Below are 24,876 nucleotides of genomic sequence, written 5' to 3' on the forward strand. Positions count from 1 at the left end.
CTACATTGAGCATCTTGCTCGCTACATTGAGCATCTTGCTCGCTACATTGAGCATCTTGCTCGCTACATTGAGCATCTTGCTCGCTACATTGAGCATCTTGCTCGCTACATTGAGCATCTTGCTCGCTACTCATACCCAAATTAAATGCGTTACAGCTTACTCGGATAACCAGCCAAATACAGACGCCACACTTAGATTCAGCTCATTGGCAAAGGTGGGAACGGGAAGTTTCTGTTCGGGTTTATCAAACACCTCTAGTTTCTGTTGGGGAAGATAAACAAATACCGTTTGCTCATCTGGATCAATTAACCAACCAATTTGAGTCCCATGATTAAGACAGTGTAGGATATTTTTAGTTACTTTGGTCTGACTTTGGTCAGGTGACAGAATCTCGATTGTCCAGTCAGGAGCAATGGGAAAGGTATTGGCAATTTCACCATTCGCGTCACGGGGAATTCTCTCCCAAGTAATTACAGATACATCAGGAACGATTGAGCGTCCACCAAATGTGCAACGTAACTCTGAAAAGGCTCGTGCAACCCGCCCAGGTTTAAGGATTACATTGACAGTCGTAGAAAACTCCGTTTGAATTGTACTGTGCTTCCCCTGTGGCATTGGTTTCTGAATGATTTGCCCATTAATGTATTCATTTGCTGGTTTTGTTTCTGGTAGTTTCAGGAATTCTTCCAGAGTTATGGATCTAGATGGAGTCTGTATCATTAGGACTTCCTGGTAAAATAAAGGGAGTTGTGTTTATCTGGATTGTACGCGATCGCGAACGCTTATGGCAAAGGTGGCACAACGGCAATTTATTAATTAGAATCTTGAGAATGTCCACATTGTTTACAATAAGGTAAATACTTGTAAGTCATACTGTGACAATTCTGGCATTCAACGTATTGATAAAAACCACAGTGGGAGCAGTAGGCATCATGGGTCATATTTTTCTTGGCACACCGGATACAGCGTGATTTTTGAACTCGCGTCGCTGCTTGCACTTTGGGATTAAAGACAATTTTTTGGAAGAATTTGATAATGCCAAACCCAATCAGAGGAACCATTAAGATATAAGCATAACTGACCAAAAAAACGAGTCCGCCTAAAAGGGTGCTAATGATATCAACGAGAAATTGAACGATTGCACCAAATTGCAGGAACTCAAATAGCTTAAAGATGAGTGGCACAAAAAAGACGACTGACAAATGCCAGCTAATTAGGGCAATAAGTCCATATCCTTTTCGTTGAGCAAAATTATAAACTGATAAGGAAAGGAAAATTAGTGGCAACAGGAAAAGCGCTTGAAAGCTGAATTGGATGCTCGGATACCAAAAGGATGCCCGCTGGTAGGCGTTTTCAATGGATTGAAATGTCCTTTTATTCTTAAGAAAGTTAATGAAAACTAAACTTTCGGGTTTTGCGGTCAGTTGATTTTTAAGCTGAGCAATTTCCTGTTTAAGCCTAGCAATATTGCGGTTATTTTGTTCCAGTTGCTGTTTGGCTTGCTCTGCACCAACTCTATTAATAGACTGATCACGAGACTGACCTGCTATTTTTTCTAATAAAGTTGAGTCATATTGCTCACGAATACTGCGATTCGTTTGTTCAAGCTGACTTATTTCTTCTTGTTTCTGATCAATAGCCGCTATGATTTGCTGATTTTCAGGATTATTGAGTTTATCTTTGTAACTGCCGTACTCTAAGCAGGTTTTAGACACTTTGCCTAGATGTCCAACCGCTGCTTGTTGATAGGGTTGCTGAAAATTAGATTGATAGTTTATTGCCGATCTCACTGAAGACTGGATAATCTCATAATCTTTATCTGAAATTGTTTGAGTTTGGTAATTTTTCCACTCAGAATAACAGGGGTAAGCCGATGAAGGGCTAATATGCCATTGGCTAATATTATTCAGTCCGGTAAAAACATTGACTAAAATAAAAATATCAATCAAGATAATGACAATCAAACTTACCTTGTTCAGAGGTTCATCGTTGATTGTCCTTGATCTTCTAAAAAACCGATTCAACAGACGGCGTATTTGGGTAAGCATAGTGTTTTTTCGTAAGCTTTTCGGTATTTGATGATTGGTTAGCTGTTTACATGGGATGCAAAATCTACCCTTCCTCTCCAGACACAAATTTGTCGGATTCCCAGTCAACCTCAGTACAACGACAAAATTTATATCTGGAAACTATCCGCAACCCGCTTTTAGTTAAGATTATCGCCGAGTATAGCAAAATTGGCGCTTACCCAGACGCGATCGCACGACTCTCAACGATTAGCTATGATGAACCATTACCCGATAATCAAGGCTATTCAGTCCGAATGCAAGGGGAGGTGTTACTGACTCAAGCTTATATCAATCAGCAAAAGTACGAGCAAGCCTTGTCTTATGCCCAGAACTTAGAACTTGATGCCGCTAAACATCTGATTACCAAACCGCTTTAATTAAAATTGCGCTAAAGGTTCTGGAATTAGACCTGGCATATCTGTAAGGATGATATATATTTGTATGCCAAAAACAAGGGGCAGATATAAGTGATTGATATTCTGTGGCTCCTCGTCTGTTCTGGCTTGGTATTCCTGATGCAACCCGGCTTTATGTGCCTGGAGTCAGGGCTGACGCGATCGAAAAATAGTATCAATGTTGCCATTAAAAACTTAGCTGACTTGGGCATATCTGTCGCCTTATTTTGGGCGTTCGGATATGCCTTTATGTTTGGCACTTCAGTGCTGGGGTGGATTGGCTCAAGCGATTTCTTCGTTCACGTTGAAGCTACACCCCGACTGGCGGCTTTCTTTTTGTTCCAAGCCATGTTTTGCAGCACCGCTACCACGATTGTCTCCGGGGCGGTAGCTGAACGGATGAAGTTTCCGGCTTACCTAATCTTAGCCAGTTTGGTGTCTGGTCTGATTTATCCCCTGTTTGGACATTGGGCGTGGAACGGGATTGATTTAGACACATCCCTGGGGTGGCTAGAACAGTTAGGCTTTGTTGATTTTGCGGGGTCTACAGTCGTTCACAGTCTGGGGGGCTGGGTATCCCTCGCCAGTCTGATGATTATCGGATCACGCACCGGGCGATTTCCGGATCATCAACCGCCACGAAAAATCCATGGGTCTAATTTACCCCTGTCGGTTTTAGGTGCCATGTTACTGTGGATTGGCTGGTTGGGGTTCAATGGGGGCAGCACATTGAGCTTAAATGAGCAAGTCCCTAGCATTATTGTGCATACCGTGCTAGCGGGTACGGCGGGAATGATGGCAGCGGGAATGCTGAGTTGGTATCGGTGTCAACTTCCGGAAGTCGAATCCCTAATTAATGGTTCCTTAGCGGGACTCGTTTCAATTACCGCCTGTTGCCATGTTGTCACCTCTCCCGCATCCGTGATTATTGGGGCGGTTGGAGGGATTATTGCCACCTTGATGTCGAGGGGGTTGGAACGGTGGCGAATTGATGATGCGGTAGATGCTATACCTGTGCATCTGGGTGGAGGAATTTGGGGAACATTAGCTGTCGCCTTGTTTGGTCAACCGGAATTGCTGGATACGGGGTTGAGTCCAGTGATTCAGCTTGGTGTGCAGGTAATCGGAATTCTTAGTTGTGGGATTTGGGCATTTAGCATAACTTATCTCCTATTATTCATCACTAATCGTTTTTTGCCAATGCGGGTGAGTGTTGAGGCGGAACAGATGGGTTTAAATGTGTCCGAACATCGCGCCAAAACTGAGATTTATGACCTGTTTCAGGTCATGGAAAACCAAGCCCAGACTCAGGATTTAAGCTTACGAGTTCCTGTGGAACCGTTTACCCAAGTCGGTCAAATTGCCCAGCGTTATAACCAGGTAATGAATGCCTTAGAAGAGGCATTAACCCGCACCGATGCCATTGTCAAAACCGCAATGGATGCGATTATTACCTTCACCAAACCTCAACTCAAAATTGTCACCGCTAATCCCAGTGCGAAAGAGATATTTGGGTATTCTATCAACGAATTTACGGGTATGAATATTCATCAGCTATTGGATTGGTCAACACCCGTAGCCGATGATACTGATATAGGGATGGAACGGTTATTAAAAGTTGGCAGACATGAGATTGTTGGCTGTCGCGTTGATGGGTCTCGCTTTCCCCTAGAAGCAACGGTTGTGGAAACGAAATCCGGTCAAGATTGTTTTTATACGGGTACATTTCGCGACATCTCGGAACGCAAACAAGCCCAAGCGGATTTGTTTCGGGCAAATCAAGAAATTACTAAGCTCAATCAACGTCTCAAGGCAGAAAATCTGCGATTGAGTGCTGAACTTGATGTTACCCGCCGCTTGCAACAGATGCTGCTACCTAAAGAGACAGAACTGAATCAAATTGCTGACTTAGAGATTTCTGGGTTTATGGAACCGGCGACGGAAGTGGGTGGGGATTATTATGATATTTTACCGTATCGCGATCGCGTCCAAATTAGTATTGGTGATGTGACGGGACATGGCTTAGAAAGCGGGGTATTAAGCTTAATGGTACAAACCGCCGTCCGCACCCTATTAGAAAGTAACCAAACTGACCCCAAGCAATTTTTAGATATCCTCAATCGCACCATTTATCAAAACATCCAGCGGATGAACTCCGACAAAAACCTCACCTTGGCTTTGTTGGACTATCAAAAAGGTATCCTAAATTTGAGCGGACAACATGAAGAGATCATTGTCGTGCGGACTGGAGGTCATATTGAGCGAATTGATACCATTGATCTAGGGTTTCCCATTGGTTTAGATGCTGATATTGCTGATTTCGTAGCACATCTTCAAGTCCAGTTAAATCCGGGAGATACTGTTGTCCTCTACACCGATGGGATTCCAGAGGCAGAAAATGCCCAAGGGATACCATACGGCATCGAACGCCTGTGTCAGATTCTCAGTCAGAATTGGCAACAATCCGCTGCTGAAATTCGGCAAGCTGTTATTGATAACCTACGCCAGCATATTCAAGAACAACAACTTTACGATGATATCACCTTACTCGTGATTAAACAAAGAAAAATTTTTGAAGTTTAATTGCCTATTGCCTATTGCCTGTTCCCTATTGCCTGTTCCCTGTTCCCTGTTGCCTGTTCCCTAACCAATGACAAACAACCCATGGTTTTCAATCCGTTATGCCCTAAATAATCGCGTTTTTCCTTATTTTGCCGCCTTCTTAACGGTAGTTATTCTGCTAACCGTAGTTAGGGGTTTTGAACGCGCTGAATACCAACGGTTTTCCGAACAACAACGTTCGGATGTTCTCAATCAACTGAGTGCAGCGAGAGCCCGCTTAGAAGCCGCCCTCAATCAGCGACTTTTTCTCACACGAGGTTTATTGGCGTATGTGTCCACGATTAACCCAGACATTACCCAAAGCGAATTTGAGCGTCTCTCTAGCGTCCTCGTTGAAGATCAACAAGGGATTGAATTCTTAGCCCTGTATAAAGATAACATCGTTAGCCATCTCTACCCATTAGCCGGAAACGAAGACGCGATTGGCTTTAACCCCATGACTATTCCGGAAGAACGAGACGCCATTGAGAGAGCTATTCAAAGTCGTAAAACCGTTTTTGCCGGTCCGTTGCAGTTAGAACCTAAAAAAAATTGGGGATTTATTAGTCGTACCCCGATATTTATCACGCCCCCCGACCAACCTCCCCAAAGTGGTCGCTATTGGGGTCTAGTGGGTATTGGTTTTGACCGCAATACGTTATTTCAGGAAGCCGGATTACTCAATCTTTCTACCAAACTTCAGTATGGAATTCGGGGTAAAGATGGATTGGGTAAAACGGGAGAATTAGTGTTCGGAGACGCCAGTACTTTTCAACAAAATCCTGTCCGTTTAGAGGTAACGTTACCGAACGGATCATGGCAATTAGCGGCAATTCCTGATAATGGATGGGCATCAACAGCACCCATTTCCAAATGGTTGTGGATAGGGGGCGGATTATCAGCACTATTAGCTGGGGTGTTAGTTTATATTTTAGTCAGTGAGCCAGTGCGACTGCAAAAAGCGGTTCAACGAGCGACTATCGCATTGCGCCGGAGTCAAGATGCACTTCAACATGCCAATGAAGAATTAGAAACGAGAGTGGAGAAACGCACGGCTCAATTGGCTCAAGCGAATCAGGAAATTACCCTGCTCAATAGTCGTTTGAAAGCCGAAAATCTGCGCCTGAGTGCTGAAGTTGAGGTAACTCGTCGTCTGCAACAGATGATGTTACCTAAACAGGAGGAACTGAACCAGATTGCTGATTTAGACATCGCTGGCTTTATGGAACCCGCAACTGAAGTTGGCGGCGACTATTATGATGTCCTGCAAAATAATGGTCATGTCACTATTGGTATTGGCGATGTCACGGGACATGGGTTAGAAAGTGGCGTCTTGATGATTATGGTGCAAACGGCGGTGAGAACGTTATTGGAAGGAGTGAAAACGGATTCAAAGCAATTTTTAAGTGTCCTGAATCGAACGATTTATCATAATATCCAGCGAATGAAATCGGAGAAAAATCTCACCCTATCCCTCTTGGACTATCACCAAGATAAACTGCGCTTGAGTGGACAACATGAAGAAATGATTGTCGTGCGTTCGGGTGGTAAAATTGAGCGAGTTGATACCATTGATTTAGGCTTTCCCATTGGTCTAGTCGCCGATATTGCCGATTTTGTCGCCGATGCGGAAATCCAGTTAAATCCTGGCGATGTGGTGGTTCTCTACACCGATGGAATTCCCGAAGCCGAAAATCCCCAAGGCGTACAGTATGGGATTGAGCGTCTGTGTCAAATTCTCAGTGACAACTGGCGACAGTCAGCCCGGGAAATTCGCCAAGCCGTGATTGAGGATGTGCGGCGTCATATTGGGACACAAAAGGTTTATGATGATATAACGCTGTTAGTGATTAAACCCAAACCATCCTTGCTGCGCGATCGCTCCGGCGTCGCACCAATTCAACAGGATAGTTAGGGAATAGGGAACTGGGAAAAAGATTACGCCTGACGTTTACAAGTTATGATTGTTTTCTTTGGCACTCCTCAAACAGACTACTGACAAACGCGATATGACTCAGATCTTTGGAGATTTCAACGAACAGCTACCTCCCAGTGAGGAATACCTGGTTATCCAATTTTCACCTAGCTCGATTCCGTTAAAGCATCGCTGGCGGAATAATGGGTTATCCGCAGATTTCATGGCTGACTATGTGGTAACATTTTTTCCCACTGACCAAGAGGATACGAATGCTACAGCTCAACAAGTGGAGATTAAGAGTGCTGTGAGTTACATTGCCAATGAGCTGTTAGAGAACGCCATGAAGTTTAACGAGGATACCTCACCGCACGCCATTAGTATCGCCTTACACCTGTATAACGACAGCTTAGTCTTCTTGACAAAAAACACGGTTCCTCCCCAAATTCTGGATAATTTTCAGGCATATCTCCAGAAATTGACGACATCAGACCCCCAAGAGTTGTATATTCATCAGCTAGAACAAAATGCAGCAGACGAAACCAACACGGCTTCTCGCTTAGGATTTTTAACCATGATCAATGACTACATGGCAACCGTCGGCTGGAAGTTTGAAACCCTGGCAAAGACGCCACCGATTACCACCGTCACCACCATGGTGCGATTGACGGTATGAAGCGTCAGTGCCGTCGTCAAGGAAAACGGTAAACATGAATTCAAAATTTAAAATCCAAAACGAGGTATATTTTAGAGCTTACGGTTCGTGGTTTTAAGCCATAACATTAGACATCTCCGATAATTCATCTGAAACCATTGTCAAACAGTGGTTAAATCTTAATTTCTAGAGATGTTTATAAGTAAGTTTGTTTATTTAATCAGCTTTTGAGAACGCCATAATTTTGTCAAGGATGGGAAAAATGGAAGTTAAAAGTGATACGTATAGTGTATTGTATGATAAAGAAAATTCAACCGTTTATTGGAAAGGTTCCCTAAGGCTAAGTGGTACCGAAGAATATGCACCAATTATAGACTTACTCGATCAAGCCATAGAGAGTCAGCCCTCTATCCTGACACTTAACTTACGAGATATGCAATTTCTCAACAGTTCGGGAATTAGCATGTTGTCGAAATTTGCGATTAAAGTTAGGCAGAAAAAGACGATTAAAATGATTGTACAAGGTTCTCAGAATATTCCTTGGCAAGGTAAATCGTTAAAAAACTTACAGCGACTCATGCCAAATTTAACGCTGGAAGTTGAATAGTGTATACAGTTTCTTGTCTGGGCGCAATATTTGCGCCCAGATTCAGGAGTGCTGGGATTTTTTCAATCTCGTAGGGTGGGTTAGGCGGGAACTTAATTCAGGCGATAATCCTTAAATGAATTATCCGCCGTAACCCACCGATATTCTATTTTATGTTAAGAGTTCCCTCTTCCCCAATCACCTATGGAAGTTATCGCGTTTGAAAAATGTTTTGAACCATCGCCTTATCTAAACTTGCCGCCACTTGATCCAATTCAGTCATCTCGCCAGCACTCAATTGCCATCCCAGCGCACCAATATTTGCCTGTGCCTGTTTCATCGTCTTTGCACCAGGGATAGGCAGAGTGCCTTTACAAATACACCAATTAATCGCAACTTGCGCCATAGTTTTCTCTTTGGATGAGGCTATTTCTCGTAAACAACCTAAAAGCGGTTGGATTCCGGGTAATAGCTGCTTAAATAACAAACGGCGTAACCCTTTCGGGAATGGACTTTTCTCAGAATACTTTCCCGTCAGTAGTCCTAACGCCAGAGGACTATAGGCAATCAGTTGAATTCCCAGTTGATCACAAACGTCTTTGATACCCAATTCGGTAACAGGATAAGTAGACAATAGTGAATACTGGACTTGTAACGTAGCAATCGGAACCCCTCGCTCTTTAAACTTAGGATAAATTTCTTGAAGTCGTTTTGGTCCATAATTAGAGAGTCCAACACCCTTAACCAGTCCCTTTTCGTAGAGATCAGCCAAACCATCCAAAAGCCGTTCTTCTTGCCACGGTGCATAATTAGCAGTAGACCAATGCATCTGTGCCAAATCAACATTTCGTCCCAATCGTCGCCCAGAGGCTTGACAGGCGGATACCATTGAGCCGCGTGTTAATCGCCAGGGATAGGCGGCTAGCTTGGTGGCAATGCAAATGTTCTCTTGGTTTATACCAGAATAGTCCCTAGAGAATCGTCCCAGGAGTTGCTCACTGCGTCCATTTAATCTGCCTGTTCCATAAGAATCACCGGTATCAAATAAGGTGACGCCGTTGCTTACACACAGATTAAAGACAGCTTGCAACTCCTCATCCATGCTTTCGTCGTACCCCCAGAGTAGTCGATTTCCCCACGCCCACGTTCCGCAGCCCATGGTAGGAAGGGAGAGTTTTTGGCTAGTCTGCATAATCCTACAGAATGTGATTCAATCTGTGAAATCTGTGTTATCACCAAGATGAAGCAGGACGTAAGCAGCAAGCCTAGATATGAGTCTTTGTGCCTAGACTTGCTGATGTCTTATGTAACGGTTTAGAACAAATCGCAAAATTCTGCCTTCAAATCCCGCTCCATCAATGCTTCTACAGCCTCTTGGGGTGTAATTTTATGGTTGAGTAGGCGATAAACTTGCCGAGAGATGGGGATCGGGATCTGCTCGCGATTGGCAATTTTAACCAATACATTGGCTGTGTTTACCCCTTCGGCGGTACTTTGTAATTCTTCGAGAATTTGCTCCAATTTTTTACCCTGGGCTAAACCGTAACCGACGCGATAATTACGGCTGAGTACACTACTGCAAGTCGCTAGCATATCGCCCAAACCTGATAATCCGAAGAAGGTTTCCGTTTGTCCGCCTAAGTGAGTTCCAACCCGAATGATTTCAGTTAAGGCACGGGTAATCAGGGCAGATTTGGCGTTGGTACCCAATTTTAGACCATCACAAACCCCAACCGCGATCGCAATCACGTTTTTCAGCGTGCCTCCGAGTTCTGTGCCAAGGGGATCTGGACTGGTGTACACTCGGAAGAGACTGGACGAAAATACCGTTTGCACTTCCTCAGCGGCTGCCATATCTGTACTCGACACCACTGTGGCGGCGGGGAGTTCTTGCTCAATTTCTTTGGAGAGATTCGGACCGGAGAGTACCACAATCGGATGGTTGGGAAAGTCGGCTTCCCAGATTTGAGCAGGGGTACGAGTTGTCTCTGGGTCTAATCCCTTGGTGGCGGTAATAATTGTCACATAATCCGGCAAACCAATTTCTTGAATCTTAGCCGCCGTCGTCGCCACCCCTTTCATCGGAATCGCGGAGACTAGCATATCAATGTCCGCTAATACCTCTTCTAGAGATTCCTCGCTGCTGCGAGACCACAATCGAACTTGATGATTCTTATGTCTGGCAATTGTTGCCAACGCTTTACCCCAAGCACCAGCGCCGAGAATGGCGAGGGTGGCTTCTGGCGCCGGTCTCCGGTGGGAGTGTGCATGAGCCTGATTGGTTTGTGAGGTTGTATCAGCTTGAGATGAGCTGGATTGAGAATTTGAGAGATTGCTCACCATAGATCTTATATTTTGAACTCAATAATTTTGGTCAAGTTAAGGGTCAAAGGCAAAAGAAGATGATGAGTTCTTTTGCCTTTGCTGATGTGATTAACTCACTGGTTGTGTTTCTTTCTGAGTCGCCATCACGTAATCTGGAATACAATTGGCTTCCATGAAAGCGCGATAGTCCTCAACTTGGCGATCGCACTCCGCCGAACTCCAACCGCCATATCGAGATAGGGTGTCCGTCAAAACGGGCAGAATATCAAAGCCATAGTTGGTATGCATGGCTAGGCTAGTCCGGCGACGGGCAATATCTACCAACGTCCGCGCAAATTCCGACTGTACCGCATAGATAATCTGGGCTTTAATATCCGGCAAGTTCGGTGTAATCGCTTCTGCCAATTCCGGTTCTTCGTCGGTTAAAGCTAAAATATCCAACGCCTTAGCACCATAGATGTCAAACAGGTGATGGATTGTCGCCAAGGGTAATGTGGTGCGATAGTCTTGCAGCGCTTTTTCTAGACGCGGATCACTGGGTAAAATGGCTCCCGGTAAGAGTTTCTTGTAGGTGGGACAAGGGGGGGCTGATTGTCCCAACTTGCGATAGACTTTATTCACCATTTCCTCACCCACTTGGCGATAGGTGGTAATTTTGCCGCCAATGAGAGAAATCAGATTACTCACACCTTCTGGGGTATGGTCATAGAGAATATGGCTGCGGGTGACACTTCCAGGTTTCTTCCCTTCTTCATTGGGCAAAGGACGTACCCCAGCATAAGTAAATTTCACATCTTGACGGGACAATTGGGCGGTGGGCAGAATTCGATTGGTTTCAGTGAGTAAATAATCAATTTCCTCGTTGTCCGCCTTAATTGAGTCAAGAGAACCTTGATGTCGCAAATCAGTCGTGCCAATCAGATACATGCCCAACCACGGCACAATAAAAAACGGACGACCATCCGTTTTGGCTTCTACATACAAGGTTGTTTCCGGTGCGCCGGGGAAGGGAGGGACAATGATGTGACTTCCCTTGGTTGGACCAATTTTTTTCTTCTCACCGATGGGCGCTGATTGTCCATTTTTCACCCCAGAGTGACAAACCTTATCCACCCAAGGACCGGCTGTATTTACAACCACGGCGCGATCGCTCCCTTGGACGGTGAATTCTTCGCCAGTTAAGGCATCTTTGCAAGTAATGCTGGTGATGCGACCCTCTTGGCGCTGTAATTGGGTGACTTCTGTATAGTTGAGAACCGTTGCTCCCGCAAGTTCCGCACAGATAATATTCTCTAATGCCAAACGCTCCGCATACGCCACCTGACCGTCATAATATTGCGCTCCACCGACTAAACCATCGGGATCGATATGGCGAAATAGCTGCTTAAACTTCTGTTTGGGCAGCATCCGGTGGGACGGTACAGTTTTCTCGAAGCTCAAGATATCATAGAGCAGCATCCCGGCTTGAATTTTCCAATAGGGACGAGAGCGATCGCTGTAGATCGGAATCGTCAGCATAAGGGGCTTGACTAAGTGCGGGGCTGTATGCAAGAGAATTTCTCGCTCCCGTAACGATTCCCGCACTAGGGCAAATTCAAAATATTCTAAATAGCGCAAGCCACCATGAACTAATCGCGTTGACCAACTGGTCGTACCACCGCAGAAGTCAGCCTTCTCCAGCAAAATCGTTTTCAGACCTCGCAGAGCGGCATCTCGGACGACACCCGCGCCGTTAATGCCACCTCCAATGACAATTAAATCGTAGGTTTGGTTCTGGATGGTTTGTAAATCACGCATGATCCCGTTTGAGTAACATCTAACTTCCACAGTAGTTGCAACGATGGCAAATTATTAGCCGACGTGCGATGAAAGACGCGCCGTGGCGCGTCTCTACACATTGAGCTTAAACAGCTACTGCTTGCTGTTGCTTCGCTGTCTGATGTTTGGTTTTCTCAAACATTTCAAACAAGTGATCTGCCCAGCACTGAATATCGTATTTGGTTACGATGTCATACATTTTCGCCATCCGTTCCTTTTGCTCCTCAGGGGACATCGCCAGCGCTTGCTCAATCGATTCATCCATGCGATCAATGGAGTAAGGGTTGGTCAAAATTGCATCCGGGAGTTCGACGGCTGCACCGACAAACTCGGAGAGGACTAGTACACCTTCTTGTTTCTCGTGAGTGATGATATATTCCTTCGCGACCAGGTTTAAACCATCTCTCAGGGGCGTTGTCCAACAGATATCTGCGGCTTTGTAGTAACAGAGCAGATCCGGTAAGGGAACGGGTTGGGTATAGAGCATAATCGGTAGCCAGTCTAAGTTCCCATACCGCCCGTTAATTTTTCCAGCTAACTGCTCAATCTGGGTTTGGGCAGTTTTGTAAACCCGCATTCCAGACGCCGACGCCACACAGGTGACCAGCATATTAATTTTGCCATGCAAGTCGGGACGACGCGCTAACAGGCGTCCATAAGCTTCTAGCTTCTCACGAGTGCCTTTCACATAGTCCACTCGTCCGGCTGAGATAATTAACTTGCGATCGCCTAAGCTTTCCTTAATTTCCGCAAACCGTTTTTGAGTTTCTGGCTTATGCAGGATGGAGAGAATTTGTTGAGGATTCGCGCCAACCGGGAAGGGATCGAGGTTAACCAACTGATCCTTGTATCGTAGCTGGGTGGTCATTTCTGGCTCAGCCAATGCGATTCCCGTAGGAGTAATATGCTCAGGTACGGGTTCTTTCTTGACAATTTCCACCGGGCGTAGGCTGCGAGCCACATTGACGAAATTCTCTGAATAGCGCGGAATATGGAAGCCGACGATATCGCAGCAGAGTAAACTATCGGTAATTTCTTCCCGCCAAGGTAAGATATTGAAAATATCCACAGAGGGGAAGGGAGTGTGATGGAAGAAAGCAATCCGAGCATTCGGCTTTAGCTGCCGGATGTAGTAGGGCACTAACCATAGATTGTAGTCATGCACCCAAATTAGAGCATCATCTGCCGCTTCGTCACAGGCGGCTTCTGCAAACAGGCGGTTAATCGTGTGAAAGTTTTCCCAATCTGAGGTTTCGTAAGTGAAGTGATAGGGAAATGAATGCAGAATGGGCCAAAATGCTTCTTTCGAGGTGATGTGATAGAAATGCTTGACTTGATCTGCAGAGAGGGGAATTCGGCGAACGTTGTAGTTTGCTTCACCTTCCACAACAATCCGCTGTTCAAAGTTAGCTTTCTGCTTAGCATTCACCTGTTTCCAAGCAATCCAGGTGCCTTGATTGACGCCAGCAAAGAAGCTTTTTAGGGTTGGCACAATCCCATTGGGGCTTTTCTTTGCCCGATAATGCACTTTGCCATTTTCCACGACCTCATCATAAGGTTCGCGGTGATAAAGGATAACGAGTGATGATTTCATGCAACTACCTCCAGGTGTTTACCATTAAAATTGGTACAATTCCCGATCCCAATGCAACTTGGATGGGAAAATAATTTGATAGCTTCGATGGATTTAGGGTTGTCGAGTGTCCACAGTTATGATTTTCCCTTTTGACTTCCTACTTACTCTAATGAGTATCTACTCAAAAATGACTCAATCGTTGGCTGGAAAACCCAGTCAGTCAATAGTCTCCTGATGGGAAGTCAAGATTGAACGCATTATATCAAGTCCGGTGAATTGCCCATAATAACAATGCTTTAACCGCAAGGGTTTCGGGCTTTTTTATTAAGGGTGATGGGTCCGGACATCATATTACCCGTGTTACTTATATTACCAACAATGATGTTTTTGAAGGTTGCAATAGATAAGGTCAGGGTTGTAATATCTGAGCGCTGTAGCATTGCCGATATTGGTTGAACCCAGGCTGTTGCTGATTGCAATCCCCTAAAATCCACCGATTTAGAGCGATGGCAACTCGTTGAAACAGATTGGAAGTCATTATTAGATCGAAAATACTCTCAACAGTCTAGTTTTGATGACAAAACCGCCAATGTACGGACTAAGTTGGCTATGCCATCAAATCCTAGGGGAATTGTGTTCAACCTCGATTAGTATTTGCCGTACTCAGTACTCTGCCCATAGGACTAACGCCGTAGCAGGTTGGCAAGAGTTTACTTGAGCCAAAGCTAACAACAAAACTGGGATACCTCAGAATTCAACAATAGTCTGACATCCAGTGGACAAGGATTCATCACTTACACTCTGGTTATGGATGATATCTGCCACCGGCAGGTTTCCTTATCGAGCAGCTATCTGTAGCTACTATACTATAAAAGTATAAAAAAGTGTAAATTTTAGTAAAATTTAGCAGAATACTTCGTCCCACATTGTTAGCGATGCAGGGAGATGGGGAAGATGAGGGAGATGAGGGAGATGAGGGAGATGGGGAAGCAAATGACTAATGACGAATGACTAATGACAAATGACAATTAAACTATTCCCGATCGCAACGCTACCACTGCTGCTTGTACCCTGTCATCTACCGAAAGTTTGTTCATGATTCCGCGTACATGAGTTTTAACGGTATTGGCGCTGAGGTAAAGTTGAGCGGCAATTTCAGGGTTACTATTGCCTTCAACGATGAGTTTTAAGACTTCTAGCTCCCGTTGTGACAAATTGGAAACATTACCCTTGGGAGAAGGGGGAGACAGATGCTTGAGAACTTGACGACCAATTTGAGGATCGAGGTACGTTGCACCTTCAGCCGCCGCTGCGATCGCCTGGAGTAATCGTTCTACACTTGATCCTTTAACACAGTAGGCATCAGCACCGCTAGAGAGTGAGGCAATAATTTCGCGATCGGTGGTATGAGAGGTGAGGATGACCACTCTCACCTCAGGGAGTTCCGCTTTAATTTGCTGAGTAGCAGCAATCCCATCTAAACGCGGCAAACCAATATCCATGACCACGATATCAGGTTGAAGTTGTTTGGTCATTTCCACGCCCATATAGCCATCTTCAGCTTGTCCCACCAGTTCAAGCTGGGGGTTAGTGAATAAGGATTGTTCTAAGCCAAGCTGCATCATGGGATCATCTTCCACAATTACAACTCGCAGGGGTGTGGAACTTGTTGGGGAATTCGTCGGGGAGGGAAGTTCTGAGGACATGGTTCATACCCAAGTAAGGCAGTAATGCGATCGCACTTCCGTATTTTACAAAGATTGTGTCCCCTAGAGGGATAGTCAGGATTCAATCAATTGTCTTGTTTAGGGTTGATACCAAGTTGCCGTCAACGAGGTAATGCTATAATACTCTATCTATTATTGTGGGTTCTCCAACTTCACCACTACCAAAACTATCTATCATCAAGTCTTTGTACATCAACCAGTAAAAAATTCGACAGTTCATTCATTCGCTGAACACCAAAACGAGGATTAAATTTTAATTCCATCAGCAGTGCATTTCGTACCTCGTTTTCCATTTCATACAGTTCATGTCCCACTTGATCACAGAGACTAGAAATCAGTAAATCTGCTACAGCAATCCAGGGAATAATCAGAACTTTACCGTGGATATCGCACGGGAAATTTGCCCATAAACGATAGAGTAAATTCGGTGTTAATGCTAAGGGGAAAGCAGCATGATAAGCCAAGTAAAGGTGGGCTTCGCCAAAACGTTTACCGAAAGCCTCAATCCGACGCTGAGCAACTTCACGTCTCATGTTCCAGTTCCTGTAAAACTAGCAAAATCTTGCCTTTGAGTTCCGGCAAATCTCGTTCAACAACATTCCACACTTCATTTAAGTCTAAACCCATGTAGTCATGAATAAGTACATCCCGAAATCCAGCCATTTGACGCCAAGGAATCTGTGGATGACTTTGCCTTAACTCTGAGGAAATTTGTTTAACCGCCTCTCCAATCACCTCAAAACTGCGAATCACGCCATCTTGAATCAAAAGTGATGCCAAAAATGTCTCTCGTCCATCTTGAGTGTAAGCTTCAATCCGTTCAATGCGCTCCAGAATATCTCCCAAATATACCCCATCATCACTCATAACGAAACTGCCTCATTCAGGATGCGATCGCGCCAAACCTCCCGCAATCCCTTAACCGTTGCTACATCAACCTTTTTACCCAAGAGATCTTCTAAATCTTGAATCAATGCGATTCGATCCAAAAGACTGCGATCGGATTCCATTTCTACCAGAAAATCGATATCACTATCAGGTTGAGCCTCACCCCGCGCTACCGAACCAAAGAGCCTCACATTTGATGCACCGTGCGAGGCGGCAATTCGGAGAATATCTTCTCGCTTTTCTTGGATTAAATCCACAATCATCATAAATTAAATTATGCTGCCCTATAGATAATATATACAATAATGCTACTGGATTTGATACTACTTCCTTCCCCTTAATACATTGATCGCATCCTGTAACCCTCGGCGCGTCATTTCAAACATTGATACCAAACCAGCAATGTCATCGGCTGTTGTTCCATACCAACGATTTTGAGGGATTGGATTCAGCCAAGTGATATAACGTACTTTTTGTTTTAACTGTGTCAAAAACTGCCGTGTCAATTCAATTCGCTCCTCACTATAGCCTCCTCGCGTCGCACCTGCATCGCTAAAAATTAACACAACGGTTCGTTCTGGAATCCGAGAAATGAGTGTACTAATCGCTTCAGCATCTTGATGATAGGAATCTCGGTAAAGATACTCTCCAGGACAATTATGAAAATAATAAATCCCAGCTTTACCCAAACGTCCTCCCCGCACGACTGTTTCAGCTAACCGACGAGACAGCGAATGAAATGGCACCATTGAACCATCCTGATCAATTAATAATAGTAACTCACTCTGATTTATTCGAGGCGGTAATAACACAGGTTCTAATAAAACGCCTTGCTGTCCAATCTGGTTAACAGTAGCTTCAATATCTAGCTCTGTCGGTATTCCTTCCCGAACAGGACGCCGTAGATAGCGCCAATTTTGTTTCATCTGTCGCCGAGTGACTGGGAAATACTCTCTTGTTATAAAATTACTAATATTAGTTTCGTTATTTTTACTGGCAGTTTTTAACACGGATTTTGCTAGTTGAATTTGATCACACATCTCTGGTGTTAATTCTGAATTTGGCACGGGGAGTGATGTCGTTTCATTAAGTTGACTGCTGGAGGTTTTATTGTCAACACTCTGTCGATTAATTTTATGCTTAACCAACCATTTAATCAGAACATACTCAGCATAAAAAGCCATTATCAACAATAGACCAAAAACAATAAGACTTGCAGTATTGTTATCAGTATTGAATTGTAACGGTTGAGTTGGCTGGGGTATCGGACTCGGCGGGGTTGTCTCAATGGGTTGACTTGTTTGAGACTGATTTCTGGGCAAAATGTTTTTGATAACAATATTCATGTAAGCCCCAAATCCAAATCCAATTAAAAGCGAAAACAACAATGTCAATACTAAAGCACTTAAGTAAATTAAATTAGAAGTGTGTAAAGGTGTTGTTTTATTTTTGTTTTTTGGATTATGTTTATAAATGGATGGTTGTTTTCGTGGCGATTGATTTATAAAAATTTGTTCTTCTAGTTCGGGCATTACCTGATCAAAGTGGTAATCAAGCAGACATTGTTCTTCAGAAGACTTGATCCACAAAGTTTGACACAGGCGTTTTAAATCAGCGCGATCGCTGACTCCAAAGCCACCCTCCAAAGCCCGCAAGAGCAGTTGATATTCCCAGATACCTAAAGGCAAACCCGCCTCCCGCAGTCGAGTGAATAAATCGAGTAACGGTAAATTATCGTCTACAGATTGAGTGTTTTTTATCATGGAACGGATAAAGCTATAAATAATTCAAATTCATCCGCCAATAACTCAAGTTATTGGCTCAAAGCTAAAGTCCATTTTAATGGACTAAAACTTCTGTGTAGTCAGCTAAAGCTGACTTAAGCTTTGAGCCTTGGATTTAAACCCAAGGCGGTTTAATGCTTTTAACCATAAATTTATTTATGAACTCTATTTTGTGAAGCATAACGGCGATAATCCTCCCAACTTTTTAACAAAACCCCCGGATACAATAGCTCATCTGCCAACTTTTCCAGCGCTTCATCTTCAGAATAGCGACTCAGAACTCTTACCCAATCCATTAACTCACTGGTACTTACCTTTTTCCCTCCATCTCCCTTATCTTTCCGCATTTCTTCCCGAGTCGCTTCAGTCTGGGTAATTTTACTAAAATTTGAGGTTTCCAAGTTGAATCCAGTGACTCAACCGCGTCGAGTTGCCATTGCTCAACACAGCCACTATAGTCAATTAAAAACATGAACAACCGATAAGAATTATTTCGGGGTGAGCATTGGCTGGAGAGTTCGACAACGGGAAACCAAAACTCACTCAGAAACTGATTCATGTAGAATTTGGGCATACGATCGACATCTTGAAAGACTAAAATTACCGTCTGAGTTTGCCACCATTGACAAACCGCTTCAGCAATTTTTTTGGGAGGATGCTGTCCCGATAACCCCACTCGGCCCCCAAGTTCCCGCCACAGTGATTCGATATAGCTACTTCGTGACTTACGACCTAAACCAAATTGAATGACTTTAGCATTTGTACCATGGGGAATCAGTTTGATCAGACGATTCAGCAACCAGCGTTGACCATATTCGGGTTCACCGTGAATCAGACAAGACCCAATTTTCTGAGTTTCTATAAAAGAGCGAAATAGACTAACTTGATGGCGAAAATCCAGCCGCAATAGCGCATTGTACAGTTTCCCGGTATCGAAGTCTGACCATTCGGGCGATGGTGGGGAAAAATATTGACTGGGTTGGCTTTTTTCTAGGCTGGTGGGTGCTTGGGATTGCGGGATTGCTGCGTCTAAACAATTTAAAGAATACAACTCAAGCACCGTGCGAAAATTCTTTTTCGTCACCTTTTGTCCCAGAGCGACGGAAAGGAGTTGCCATAAGTTACAGCCAATGTCTTGTTTAAGATATCGAGGCGAATAGCCATAGGTTTTCGCCATCTGGTCATAGGTTTGACCGCGCCAAGATCCCTCCAGCACGTTTCGTTCAGCCTCATTCAAGATTTTGTCTGTCTTGGCGAAGACAGCTTTAGCCACCACTTTATATGCATCATCAAAGTTCATCCAGTCTCACCTGACTTTTTCTGAACCTTTCCTGAACCCACCACACTTGACGGGTATGGTTAACCCTAAATTGTGCCATCCAACTCCTGAAATAATCCTGATCTTCTCTGGAAATTTTCCGCCTTTTCAGACAAATTTTAACGGGATAGATTAGATAACATCAAACGACAGCGCCGTCAGTTTTATAGCGCACTTTAGTTCGCGTTTGCTGAGGTGACAAGCCCTCGAAATTTGAAATAGATGGAGAAAATTATGTCTTTCAACCACGATAACCCAAACTCGTCCCAGACCCGAAAACATCGGTTAGATCTGATCATAATGGTACTGACTATCATTGGTGTAGTAGTCCAGGGAATCAGTCTAGTTTTTCAGATCAAGGACTATTATCGCCAAACCTACCCGTCAGACGCCGCACACGTTGTTTCCACAGAGAACCAGGAACAGAGTATGTCACCGTTGTATATTGGTCTCTTGGAACGTAGGCGAAGCCTTCTCGAAGAGTAACCCAACTTATCTGGTTAGCTGTGATATTATAGCGCTACGCGCCAGGGAATAGGCAATAGGCAATACTGAAGACAAACGCTTACCTTACAAGGAATTGAGCGATTTGAATTTTTCTTTTATGTCCTAACCTTAGTGCGTAGTGCTATATATGCTTTCCCTGACCTGTTCCCGTGATGCCGAGGCTGATGACGCCCAAGCGCAACGACGAACCCATATTAGGATACCCATTGAGCCTATCCGTTTTCATCGGGTAGTGGGAGACGATACTGACGAGCAATGTAATAGAAAAAGCGATAGTAATCAGCAAATTGTTCGCTCTCACAGCGTCCCTGCCAGTTGTAGCTTACATTTTCCTGGGTCAGGGTTAGGGTCATCACACTGATATCAGAGTCAACGTCTACCTGAAGTTTACCCGTTTCACCTTGTTCAGTGAGGAAATTCTGAGGTTGAGATGGATTGAGTGGTTGGGATGTACTTTCAGGTGATGGGGTTCCTAGTTGGGCAAATTCTGCCCATCCCCTAATCTCACAGTCGGGATTCTCAGGATCACGAAAGGCTCTACCATCAAGATTGTCGGGTATGGGAAAGGGTATCCAATTGCTGGGATAGAGGAACTCAAAGTTGAAGCGGGAGTTGCGGTAGGTGTTCCAGCTTTCTGGCAAATCCACATTAGTACCCTGGCAGCTTAAGAGCAAAACAGCCAGTGGCGCGATTCGAGCAATGAATTTCCAGGTCATTTGTTTTTAGTCATTCGTCCTTTGTCATTTGTCCTTTGTTCATGCATGGTTCATTGTTAATCCTCTTGCCCATCTCCCCCATCTCCCCCATCTCCCCCAGCTTCCCCATCTCCCCCATCTCCCCCAGCTCCCCTATCTCCCCCATCTTCCCCATCTTCTCCACGCCTGATCGGGCATCAGAACCGGATAATGTAAAGAAATGTTACAAATTTGCCGTCATGCTGGCTTACTGTATTGACAGCCAAGGAGAATGCCGCTAATCTGGCATACATACCCGGGTAAAACGATTGAAAATAATATGCAAGACAAGCAAAAAGTTACGTTGTATCTCCCACCAGGACTTCATCGCCAGCTCAAAATCCGAGCAGCCGTTGACTCAGACTCAATGTCGGCGATGGTCGAGAGAGCAATCGTATTCTATCTACACCACCCGGAAGTGGTAGACGAGGTAGAAGCATCCTACGGGAATACTCATCGGGTATACAATTGCCCCGAATGTTCTAGCTCAGTTGTTATTCAAGATGGAGATATGGTTGCCCTAAAAAATCAGCCCAGCCTTCTGGATGATGAACTGCCTGTCGAGAAAGTGCGAGAAGAAGTTAAATCCCGTACTGATTCTCAGGGCGAAGAGGAACTTGTTCCTTGTTGATAGTGTTACAAAAACAGCTAACTGCGAGAGTTCTATTAATGATGTTTGGGCAGTGGTTGTGCCGTCTCTAAGTAGGTCGATAGTCATGCAAGAAGAGATAAGTATTCTCATTCAAGCTCAATACCCTCTAATCTACCTGGTGACGTCAGAGGAAGAGCGGACAGAACGGGCAATAGCCATGATTGCTCAAAATAAGAATCAGCAACGGCGCGTATTCGTGTGGACTGTCACCCATGGGATTGTGGAGTATGGTCAATCACGCCACATCACCCAACACAATACAGTCTCTCCAGAAGCAGCTGTTCAATGGGTTATTCAACAAAAAGAACCTGGTATCTATATATTTAAGGATCTACATCCATTTATTGATTCTCCAGCAACAACCCGATGGCTGCGGGATGCGATCGCGAGCTTCAAGGCGGCTCAGAAGACGATTGTACTCATGTCTCCCATGCAGCAGGTGCCGATCGAGTTAGAGAAGGAAGTGGTGGTTATCGACTACCCATTACCGGATTTGACCGAACTCAACCAAGTGCTGTCTCAGCAATTGGAAAAAACCAAAGGGCGTCGCACTACCACGGAAACGCGGGAGAAACTCCTGAAAGCCGCATTGGGTTTGACGCGAGACGAAGCGGAGAAAGTGTATCGCAAAGCCCAAGTCAAAGCTGGGCGTCTCACGGAAGCAGAAGTCGATATTGTGCTTTCTGAGAAAAAACAGCTCATTCGTCGCAATGGTATTTTAGAGTATATTGAAGAGGATGAAACTATTGATGCCATTGGTGGTTTAGAAGAGCTGAAGCGATGGCTGAAACAGAGATCGGGCGCTTTCACTGAACGGGCAAGAGAGTATGGTTTACCCCAACCCAAAGGGATGCTGATTCTGGGGGTTCCTGGCTGCGGAAAATCTCTCATTGCCAAAACAACGTCTCGCCTTTGGGGACTACCGCTATTGCGGTTAGATATGGGTCGGGTGTATGATGGTTCTATGGTTGGTCGCTCAGAAGCCAACTTGAGAAATGCCCTAAAAACAGCAGAATCGATTTCACCCGCCATCCTTTTCATTGATGAGCTGGACAAGTCTTTTGCGGGGAGCAGTGGTTCGGCTGACTCCGATGGTGGCACCTCTAGCCGCATCTTTGGTTCCTTCCTAACCTGGATGCAAGAGAAAACATCGCCTGTCTTTGTCATGGCGACTGCAAACCGAGTGGAACGGCTACCGGGGGAGTTTCTCCGCAAAGGTCGATTTGACGAAATATTCTTTGTTGACTTACCGAATAAAGAAGAGCGTCAGCAAATATTTAAGATTCATCTGAGTAAGCGGCGTCGAGATATAGACCGCTTTGATATCGAACAGTTGGCGACAATTTGTGACGGTTTTTCCGGTGCAGAAATTGAGCAAGCCCTCATCGCTGCAATGTACGAGGCATTTGCCCAAGACCGGGAATTCACCCAACTGGATATTATAGCGGCGATCAAAGCCACGCTACCGCTTTCTCGGACAATGACTGAGCAGGTCACCGCCCTGAGGGACTGGGCAAGACAGAGAGCTAGACCTGCTGCAGCCTCCGTTGCTGAATATCAGCGACTGGAGTTCTAAAAGGCTTTCTCCTGCTCCCAACAGGAGGAAAGGCTAGCAAAACTTTGCTAGCAGTTTCAAAAGACGCCGCAATTTAACCGCGGCAGACCCAAGAAAAAAGCTACGTTGTCGTTTGTTTTCTATCTCTACTGGAGGAAATCTAAAATGTCTCACTTTAGCACTCTGCGTACCAAGATCACCGACGCCGAAATCTTAAAGGCTTCTTTGAGCGATCTAGGTATTTCCGTTAAAACGGAAGCTGATGTGCGCGGCTACAACGGTCAACGTGTTCGTTCGGACATCGTTGCTGTTCTCGAAGGCGAGTATGACCTCGGTTGGTCTCGCAATGGCGATGGTTCCTTTGACCTAATCGCTGACCTGTGGGGTGTTGCTAAAAAGCACAACCAAACCGAACTGATCAACTCGATCAACCAGAAGTATGCCGTTAACAAGACCTTAGCAGAGGTCAAGCAACGTGGCTTACAAAATGCCAACGTTAAACTGGTGGTACAAAAATAGTCCATCAAGGCGTTCCCAAGCTTACGGGTTAACCAATTGATTTGGGGTTGACCCGTTTTTTCAAAAGGTTATAGAACAAATGTTCTAGTCTTTTCCATAACATAATAACGGCGGGAAAACCTCTGATCCAGGGAGTTTCTCCGCCGTATTTTTGTTTTTGCGATCGCACTACCTTAACTGTCCTAACTGCGGTAGCCTTTTAATGGTGAGGAGAAGCACGCAGAGGATTGATAATCATGGTAAACTCAGCAATCCGAGTATTAGCTCGTGTCGTCGCGCATCCGGGAAAGGAAGAGAAACTCAAAGCACTGCTGTTAGAAATCGTTGAGGCGACGCGCAAGGAACCTGGTTGTATCACTTACGAGTTATTACAAAGTCCAGCGATTCCCACGGAGTTTGCCTTGGTCGCAGAATGGGAAAGTGAGCAAGCGTGGCGAGTACATTTGGACTCGGCTCACATTCAGCAAGCGTTTTTAGAAGGCGAAGAGTTGTTCGCTTCACCGCCAGATATTCGTCATTATGTCTTCTTAGGTTAATCGTTCTGATTCGGGTAGGAAATGATTGATCAAGTTATACAGTAGAAAAAACTGGGTGATTAGGATACCAAATCTCTACTGTATATTGATTTACAAGAAAGCGTATGTTTGAAGATAATTTAAGCTCTTCTGAAGGGGCAAATTATAGTAAACTCAACGAACGGTTAGCATCAGGGCAGTGGCAAGAAGCAGACCAGGAAACGTTTACAATTATCCTGGAGATTACGGGTGCAGATAAACGCGGCTATTTAACGAATCAAGATATTCAGCAATTTCCTTGTCAGGAACTTAGGGAGATTGATCAACTTTGGATCAAGTACAGCAGTGGTAAATTTGGTTTTAGTGTTCAAAAGCGGATGTATGAGCAATCAGGAAAGGATTTGATGGCATTTGCTGATCGGATTGGCTGGCGGGTGTCTAATCGGTGGCAGAGTTACAATGAGCTGACATTTAATCAGAATGCACCGATAGGACATCTCCCTGCGGGTGGAGTCGTGGGATGGTTGGCGTGGGGAGATCTTCGTGATGATTTGTTTGCTCGTGTTAGTGCGTGTAATCTTTAGAGCCCCTTCGGGGCGGGTGTGGGGTGTGGGGTGTGGGGTGTGGGGTGTGGGGTGTGGGGTGTGGGGTGTGGGGTGTGGGGTGTCGGGGAGGGGAATAGCTGGTTGGCCATTCGCGATTCGCAAGTCGCTTATTGAGAGTCTCCTAAAGCGAG

At 44.8% G+C, this 24,876-nt stretch carries 24 protein-coding genes; 10 read left to right on the plus strand and 14 right to left on the minus strand.

The genetic code is table 11. The features are described from left to right. Window positions 1-157: 157 nt before the first annotated feature. Entirely contained in the window at window positions 158-721 is a 564-nt protein-coding gene (locus tag RIG27_RS16400; RefSeq protein WP_446346856.1) for a Uma2 family endonuclease, read from the minus strand. A gap of 92 nt (window positions 722-813) precedes the next feature. Beyond that, a complete protein-coding gene (locus RIG27_RS16405) occupies window positions 814-2,049 on the minus strand; it encodes a hypothetical protein (RefSeq protein ID WP_446346858.1) in 1,236 nt (411 codons plus the stop codon). Between the two features lie 50 nt (window positions 2,050-2,099). Between RIG27_RS16405 and RIG27_RS16410 the strand changes: the two genes are divergently transcribed. From RIG27_RS16410 to RIG27_RS16430, 5 genes are all read left to right on the plus strand, one after another. After that, window positions 2,100-2,447: a hypothetical protein gene (locus RIG27_RS16410; protein ID WP_446346860.1), complete on the plus strand. Its 348-nt coding sequence runs from the start codon at window positions 2,100-2,102 to the stop codon at window positions 2,445-2,447. Between the two features lie 90 nt (window positions 2,448-2,537). Then, window positions 2,538-5,048 (plus strand): ammonium transporter, encoded by a 2,511-nt coding sequence (amt, locus tag RIG27_RS16415; RefSeq protein ID WP_446346862.1) that lies wholly within the window; start codon window positions 2,538-2,540, stop codon window positions 5,046-5,048. 67 nt (window positions 5,049-5,115) lie between these two features. Further along, window positions 5,116-6,981 carry a SpoIIE family protein phosphatase gene (locus RIG27_RS16420; protein WP_446346864.1) on the plus strand — a complete coding sequence of 622 codons (1,866 nt, stop codon included), beginning with the start codon at window positions 5,116-5,118 and terminating at the stop codon, window positions 6,979-6,981. 94 nt (window positions 6,982-7,075) lie between these two features. Then, a complete protein-coding gene (locus RIG27_RS16425; protein WP_446346866.1) occupies window positions 7,076-7,657 on the plus strand; it encodes a slr1658 superfamily regulator in 582 nt (193 codons plus the stop codon). A gap of 241 nt (window positions 7,658-7,898) precedes the next feature. Further along, the gene (locus tag RIG27_RS16430; protein WP_446346868.1) at window positions 7,899-8,243 is read left to right on the plus strand and encodes a slr1659 superfamily regulator; all 345 of its coding nucleotides are present in this window, start codon (window positions 7,899-7,901) and stop codon (window positions 8,241-8,243) included. A gap of 190 nt (window positions 8,244-8,433) precedes the next feature. Here RIG27_RS16430 and RIG27_RS16435 read toward each other — a convergent pair whose 3' ends face one another. The 12 genes from RIG27_RS16435 to RIG27_RS16490 form a co-directional block, all read right to left on the minus strand. Then, window positions 8,434-9,414, minus strand: a complete 981-nt coding sequence (locus tag RIG27_RS16435; protein ID WP_446346870.1) for an aldo/keto reductase — start codon at window positions 9,412-9,414, stop codon at window positions 8,434-8,436. Window positions 9,415-9,536: 122 nt separating this feature from the next. Further along, window positions 9,537-10,565, minus strand: coding sequence for an NAD(P)H-dependent glycerol-3-phosphate dehydrogenase (locus RIG27_RS16440; RefSeq protein ID WP_446346872.1), 1,029 nt, complete (start codon window positions 10,563-10,565; stop codon window positions 9,537-9,539). A gap of 90 nt (window positions 10,566-10,655) precedes the next feature. Next, the gene (gene glpD, locus RIG27_RS16445; protein ID WP_446346874.1) at window positions 10,656-12,344 is read right to left on the minus strand and encodes a glycerol-3-phosphate dehydrogenase; all 1,689 of its coding nucleotides are present in this window, start codon (window positions 12,342-12,344) and stop codon (window positions 10,656-10,658) included. Between the two features lie 106 nt (window positions 12,345-12,450). Further along, on the minus strand, window positions 12,451-13,959 hold the full coding sequence (gene ggpS, locus RIG27_RS16450; protein ID WP_446346876.1) for a glucosylglycerol-phosphate synthase: 1,509 nt from the start codon (window positions 13,957-13,959) through the stop codon (window positions 12,451-12,453). Between the two features lie 1,010 nt (window positions 13,960-14,969). After that, window positions 14,970-15,647, minus strand: coding sequence for a response regulator (locus tag RIG27_RS16455; RefSeq protein ID WP_446346878.1), 678 nt, complete (start codon window positions 15,645-15,647; stop codon window positions 14,970-14,972). Between the two features lie 188 nt (window positions 15,648-15,835). Next, window positions 15,836-16,201, minus strand: coding sequence for a hypothetical protein (locus RIG27_RS16460; protein ID WP_446346880.1), 366 nt, complete (start codon window positions 16,199-16,201; stop codon window positions 15,836-15,838). Further along, on the minus strand, window positions 16,191-16,535 hold the full coding sequence (locus RIG27_RS16465; RefSeq protein ID WP_446346881.1) for a HepT-like ribonuclease domain-containing protein: 345 nt from the start codon (window positions 16,533-16,535) through the stop codon (window positions 16,191-16,193). Before RIG27_RS16465 ends, RIG27_RS16460 begins: the two co-directional genes overlap by 11 nt. Further along, window positions 16,532-16,822 (minus strand): nucleotidyltransferase family protein, encoded by a 291-nt coding sequence (locus tag RIG27_RS16470; RefSeq protein WP_446346883.1) that lies wholly within the window; start codon window positions 16,820-16,822, stop codon window positions 16,532-16,534. Before RIG27_RS16470 ends, RIG27_RS16465 begins: the two co-directional genes overlap by 4 nt. Before the next feature lie 57 nt (window positions 16,823-16,879). Continuing rightward, window positions 16,880-18,319, minus strand: a complete 1,440-nt coding sequence (locus tag RIG27_RS16475; RefSeq protein ID WP_446346885.1) for a hypothetical protein — start codon at window positions 18,317-18,319, stop codon at window positions 16,880-16,882. Between the two features lie 173 nt (window positions 18,320-18,492). Then, window positions 18,493-18,687 (minus strand): hypothetical protein, encoded by a 195-nt coding sequence (locus RIG27_RS16480; RefSeq protein ID WP_446346887.1) that lies wholly within the window; start codon window positions 18,685-18,687, stop codon window positions 18,493-18,495. Further along, the gene (locus RIG27_RS16485) at window positions 18,651-19,640 is read right to left on the minus strand and encodes a hypothetical protein (RefSeq protein WP_446346888.1); all 990 of its coding nucleotides are present in this window, start codon (window positions 19,638-19,640) and stop codon (window positions 18,651-18,653) included. Before RIG27_RS16485 ends, RIG27_RS16480 begins: the two co-directional genes overlap by 37 nt. Before the next feature lie 737 nt (window positions 19,641-20,377). Continuing rightward, complete coding sequence (locus RIG27_RS16490; protein ID WP_446346890.1) at window positions 20,378-20,881, minus strand: hypothetical protein; 504 nt, start codon at window positions 20,879-20,881, stop codon at window positions 20,378-20,380. Window positions 20,882-21,179: 298 nt separating this feature from the next. Here RIG27_RS16490 and RIG27_RS16495 point away from each other — a divergent pair, with 298 nt between their 5' ends. The 5 genes from RIG27_RS16495 to RIG27_RS16515 all read left to right on the plus strand — a co-directional run bounded on the left by RIG27_RS16495 (window position 21,180) and on the right by RIG27_RS16515 (window position 24,724). Further along, a complete protein-coding gene (locus RIG27_RS16495; RefSeq protein ID WP_044206195.1) occupies window positions 21,180-21,530 on the plus strand; it encodes a hypothetical protein in 351 nt (116 codons plus the stop codon). 85 nt (window positions 21,531-21,615) lie between these two features. Further along, window positions 21,616-23,127, plus strand: coding sequence for a stress-responsive protein Ycf46 (gene ycf46, locus RIG27_RS16500; protein ID WP_446346893.1), 1,512 nt, complete (start codon window positions 21,616-21,618; stop codon window positions 23,125-23,127). 144 nt (window positions 23,128-23,271) lie between these two features. Next, window positions 23,272-23,625, plus strand: coding sequence for a DUF1257 domain-containing protein (locus tag RIG27_RS16505; protein WP_006100016.1), 354 nt, complete (start codon window positions 23,272-23,274; stop codon window positions 23,623-23,625). A 236-nt stretch (window positions 23,626-23,861) separates the two neighbouring features. Continuing rightward, entirely contained in the window at window positions 23,862-24,161 is a 300-nt protein-coding gene (locus RIG27_RS16510) for a putative quinol monooxygenase (RefSeq protein ID WP_446346895.1), read from the plus strand. Window positions 24,162-24,265: 104 nt separating this feature from the next. Further along, on the plus strand, window positions 24,266-24,724 hold the full coding sequence (locus RIG27_RS16515) for a GUN4 domain-containing protein (RefSeq protein ID WP_446346897.1): 459 nt from the start codon (window positions 24,266-24,268) through the stop codon (window positions 24,722-24,724). Window positions 24,725-24,876 lie beyond the last annotated feature (152 nt).

Source organism: Coleofasciculus sp. F4-SAH-05 (genome assembly GCF_040222985.1).
GTDB lineage: Bacteria > Cyanobacteriota > Cyanobacteriia > Cyanobacteriales > Coleofasciculaceae > Coleofasciculus > Coleofasciculus chthonoplastes.

Excerpts from the sequence above, each read along its gene's own strand:
- RIG27_RS16400 (WP_446346856.1), bottom strand. The coding sequence starts at position 721 with ATGATACAGACTCCATCTAGATCCATAACTCTGGAAGAATTCCTGAAA.
- RIG27_RS16460 (WP_446346880.1), bottom strand. The coding sequence starts at position 16,201 with ATGAGACGTGAAGTTGCTCAGCGTCGGATTGAGGCTTTCGGTAAACGT.
- RIG27_RS16490 (WP_446346890.1), bottom strand. The coding sequence starts at position 20,881 with ATGACCTGGAAATTCATTGCTCGAATCGCGCCACTGGCTGTTTTGCTC.
- RIG27_RS16495 (WP_044206195.1), top strand. The coding sequence starts at position 21,180 with ATGCAAGACAAGCAAAAAGTTACGTTGTATCTCCCACCAGGACTTCAT.
- RIG27_RS16515 (WP_446346897.1), top strand. The coding sequence starts at position 24,266 with ATGTTTGAAGATAATTTAAGCTCTTCTGAAGGGGCAAATTATAGTAAA.
- RIG27_RS16410 (WP_446346860.1), top strand. The coding sequence starts at position 2,100 with ATGGGATGCAAAATCTACCCTTCCTCTCCAGACACAAATTTGTCGGAT.
- RIG27_RS16430 (WP_446346868.1), top strand. The coding sequence starts at position 7,899 with ATGGAAGTTAAAAGTGATACGTATAGTGTATTGTATGATAAAGAAAAT.
- RIG27_RS16420 (WP_446346864.1), top strand. The coding sequence starts at position 5,116 with ATGACAAACAACCCATGGTTTTCAATCCGTTATGCCCTAAATAATCGC.
- ycf46 (WP_446346893.1), top strand. The coding sequence starts at position 21,616 with ATGCAAGAAGAGATAAGTATTCTCATTCAAGCTCAATACCCTCTAATC.
- glpD (WP_446346874.1), bottom strand. The coding sequence starts at position 12,344 with ATGCGTGATTTACAAACCATCCAGAACCAAACCTACGATTTAATTGTC.
- RIG27_RS16440 (WP_446346872.1), bottom strand. The coding sequence starts at position 10,565 with ATGGTGAGCAATCTCTCAAATTCTCAATCCAGCTCATCTCAAGCTGAT.
- RIG27_RS16465 (WP_446346881.1), bottom strand. The coding sequence starts at position 16,535 with ATGAGTGATGATGGGGTATATTTGGGAGATATTCTGGAGCGCATTGAA.
- RIG27_RS16405 (WP_446346858.1), bottom strand. The coding sequence starts at position 2,049 with ATGCTTACCCAAATACGCCGTCTGTTGAATCGGTTTTTTAGAAGATCA.
- RIG27_RS16425 (WP_446346866.1), top strand. The coding sequence starts at position 7,076 with ATGACTCAGATCTTTGGAGATTTCAACGAACAGCTACCTCCCAGTGAG.
- RIG27_RS16510 (WP_446346895.1), top strand. The coding sequence starts at position 23,862 with ATGGTAAACTCAGCAATCCGAGTATTAGCTCGTGTCGTCGCGCATCCG.
- RIG27_RS16435 (WP_446346870.1), bottom strand. The coding sequence starts at position 9,414 with ATGCAGACTAGCCAAAAACTCTCCCTTCCTACCATGGGCTGCGGAACG.
- RIG27_RS16475 (WP_446346885.1), bottom strand. The coding sequence starts at position 18,319 with ATGATAAAAAACACTCAATCTGTAGACGATAATTTACCGTTACTCGAT.
- RIG27_RS16485 (WP_446346888.1), bottom strand. The coding sequence starts at position 19,640 with ATGAACTTTGATGATGCATATAAAGTGGTGGCTAAAGCTGTCTTCGCC.
- RIG27_RS16480 (WP_446346887.1), bottom strand. The coding sequence starts at position 18,687 with ATGCGGAAAGATAAGGGAGATGGAGGGAAAAAGGTAAGTACCAGTGAG.
- RIG27_RS16470 (WP_446346883.1), bottom strand. The coding sequence starts at position 16,822 with ATGATGATTGTGGATTTAATCCAAGAAAAGCGAGAAGATATTCTCCGA.
- ggpS (WP_446346876.1), bottom strand. The coding sequence starts at position 13,959 with ATGAAATCATCACTCGTTATCCTTTATCACCGCGAACCTTATGATGAG.
- RIG27_RS16455 (WP_446346878.1), bottom strand. The coding sequence starts at position 15,647 with ATGTCCTCAGAACTTCCCTCCCCGACGAATTCCCCAACAAGTTCCACA.
- RIG27_RS16505 (WP_006100016.1), top strand. The coding sequence starts at position 23,272 with ATGTCTCACTTTAGCACTCTGCGTACCAAGATCACCGACGCCGAAATC.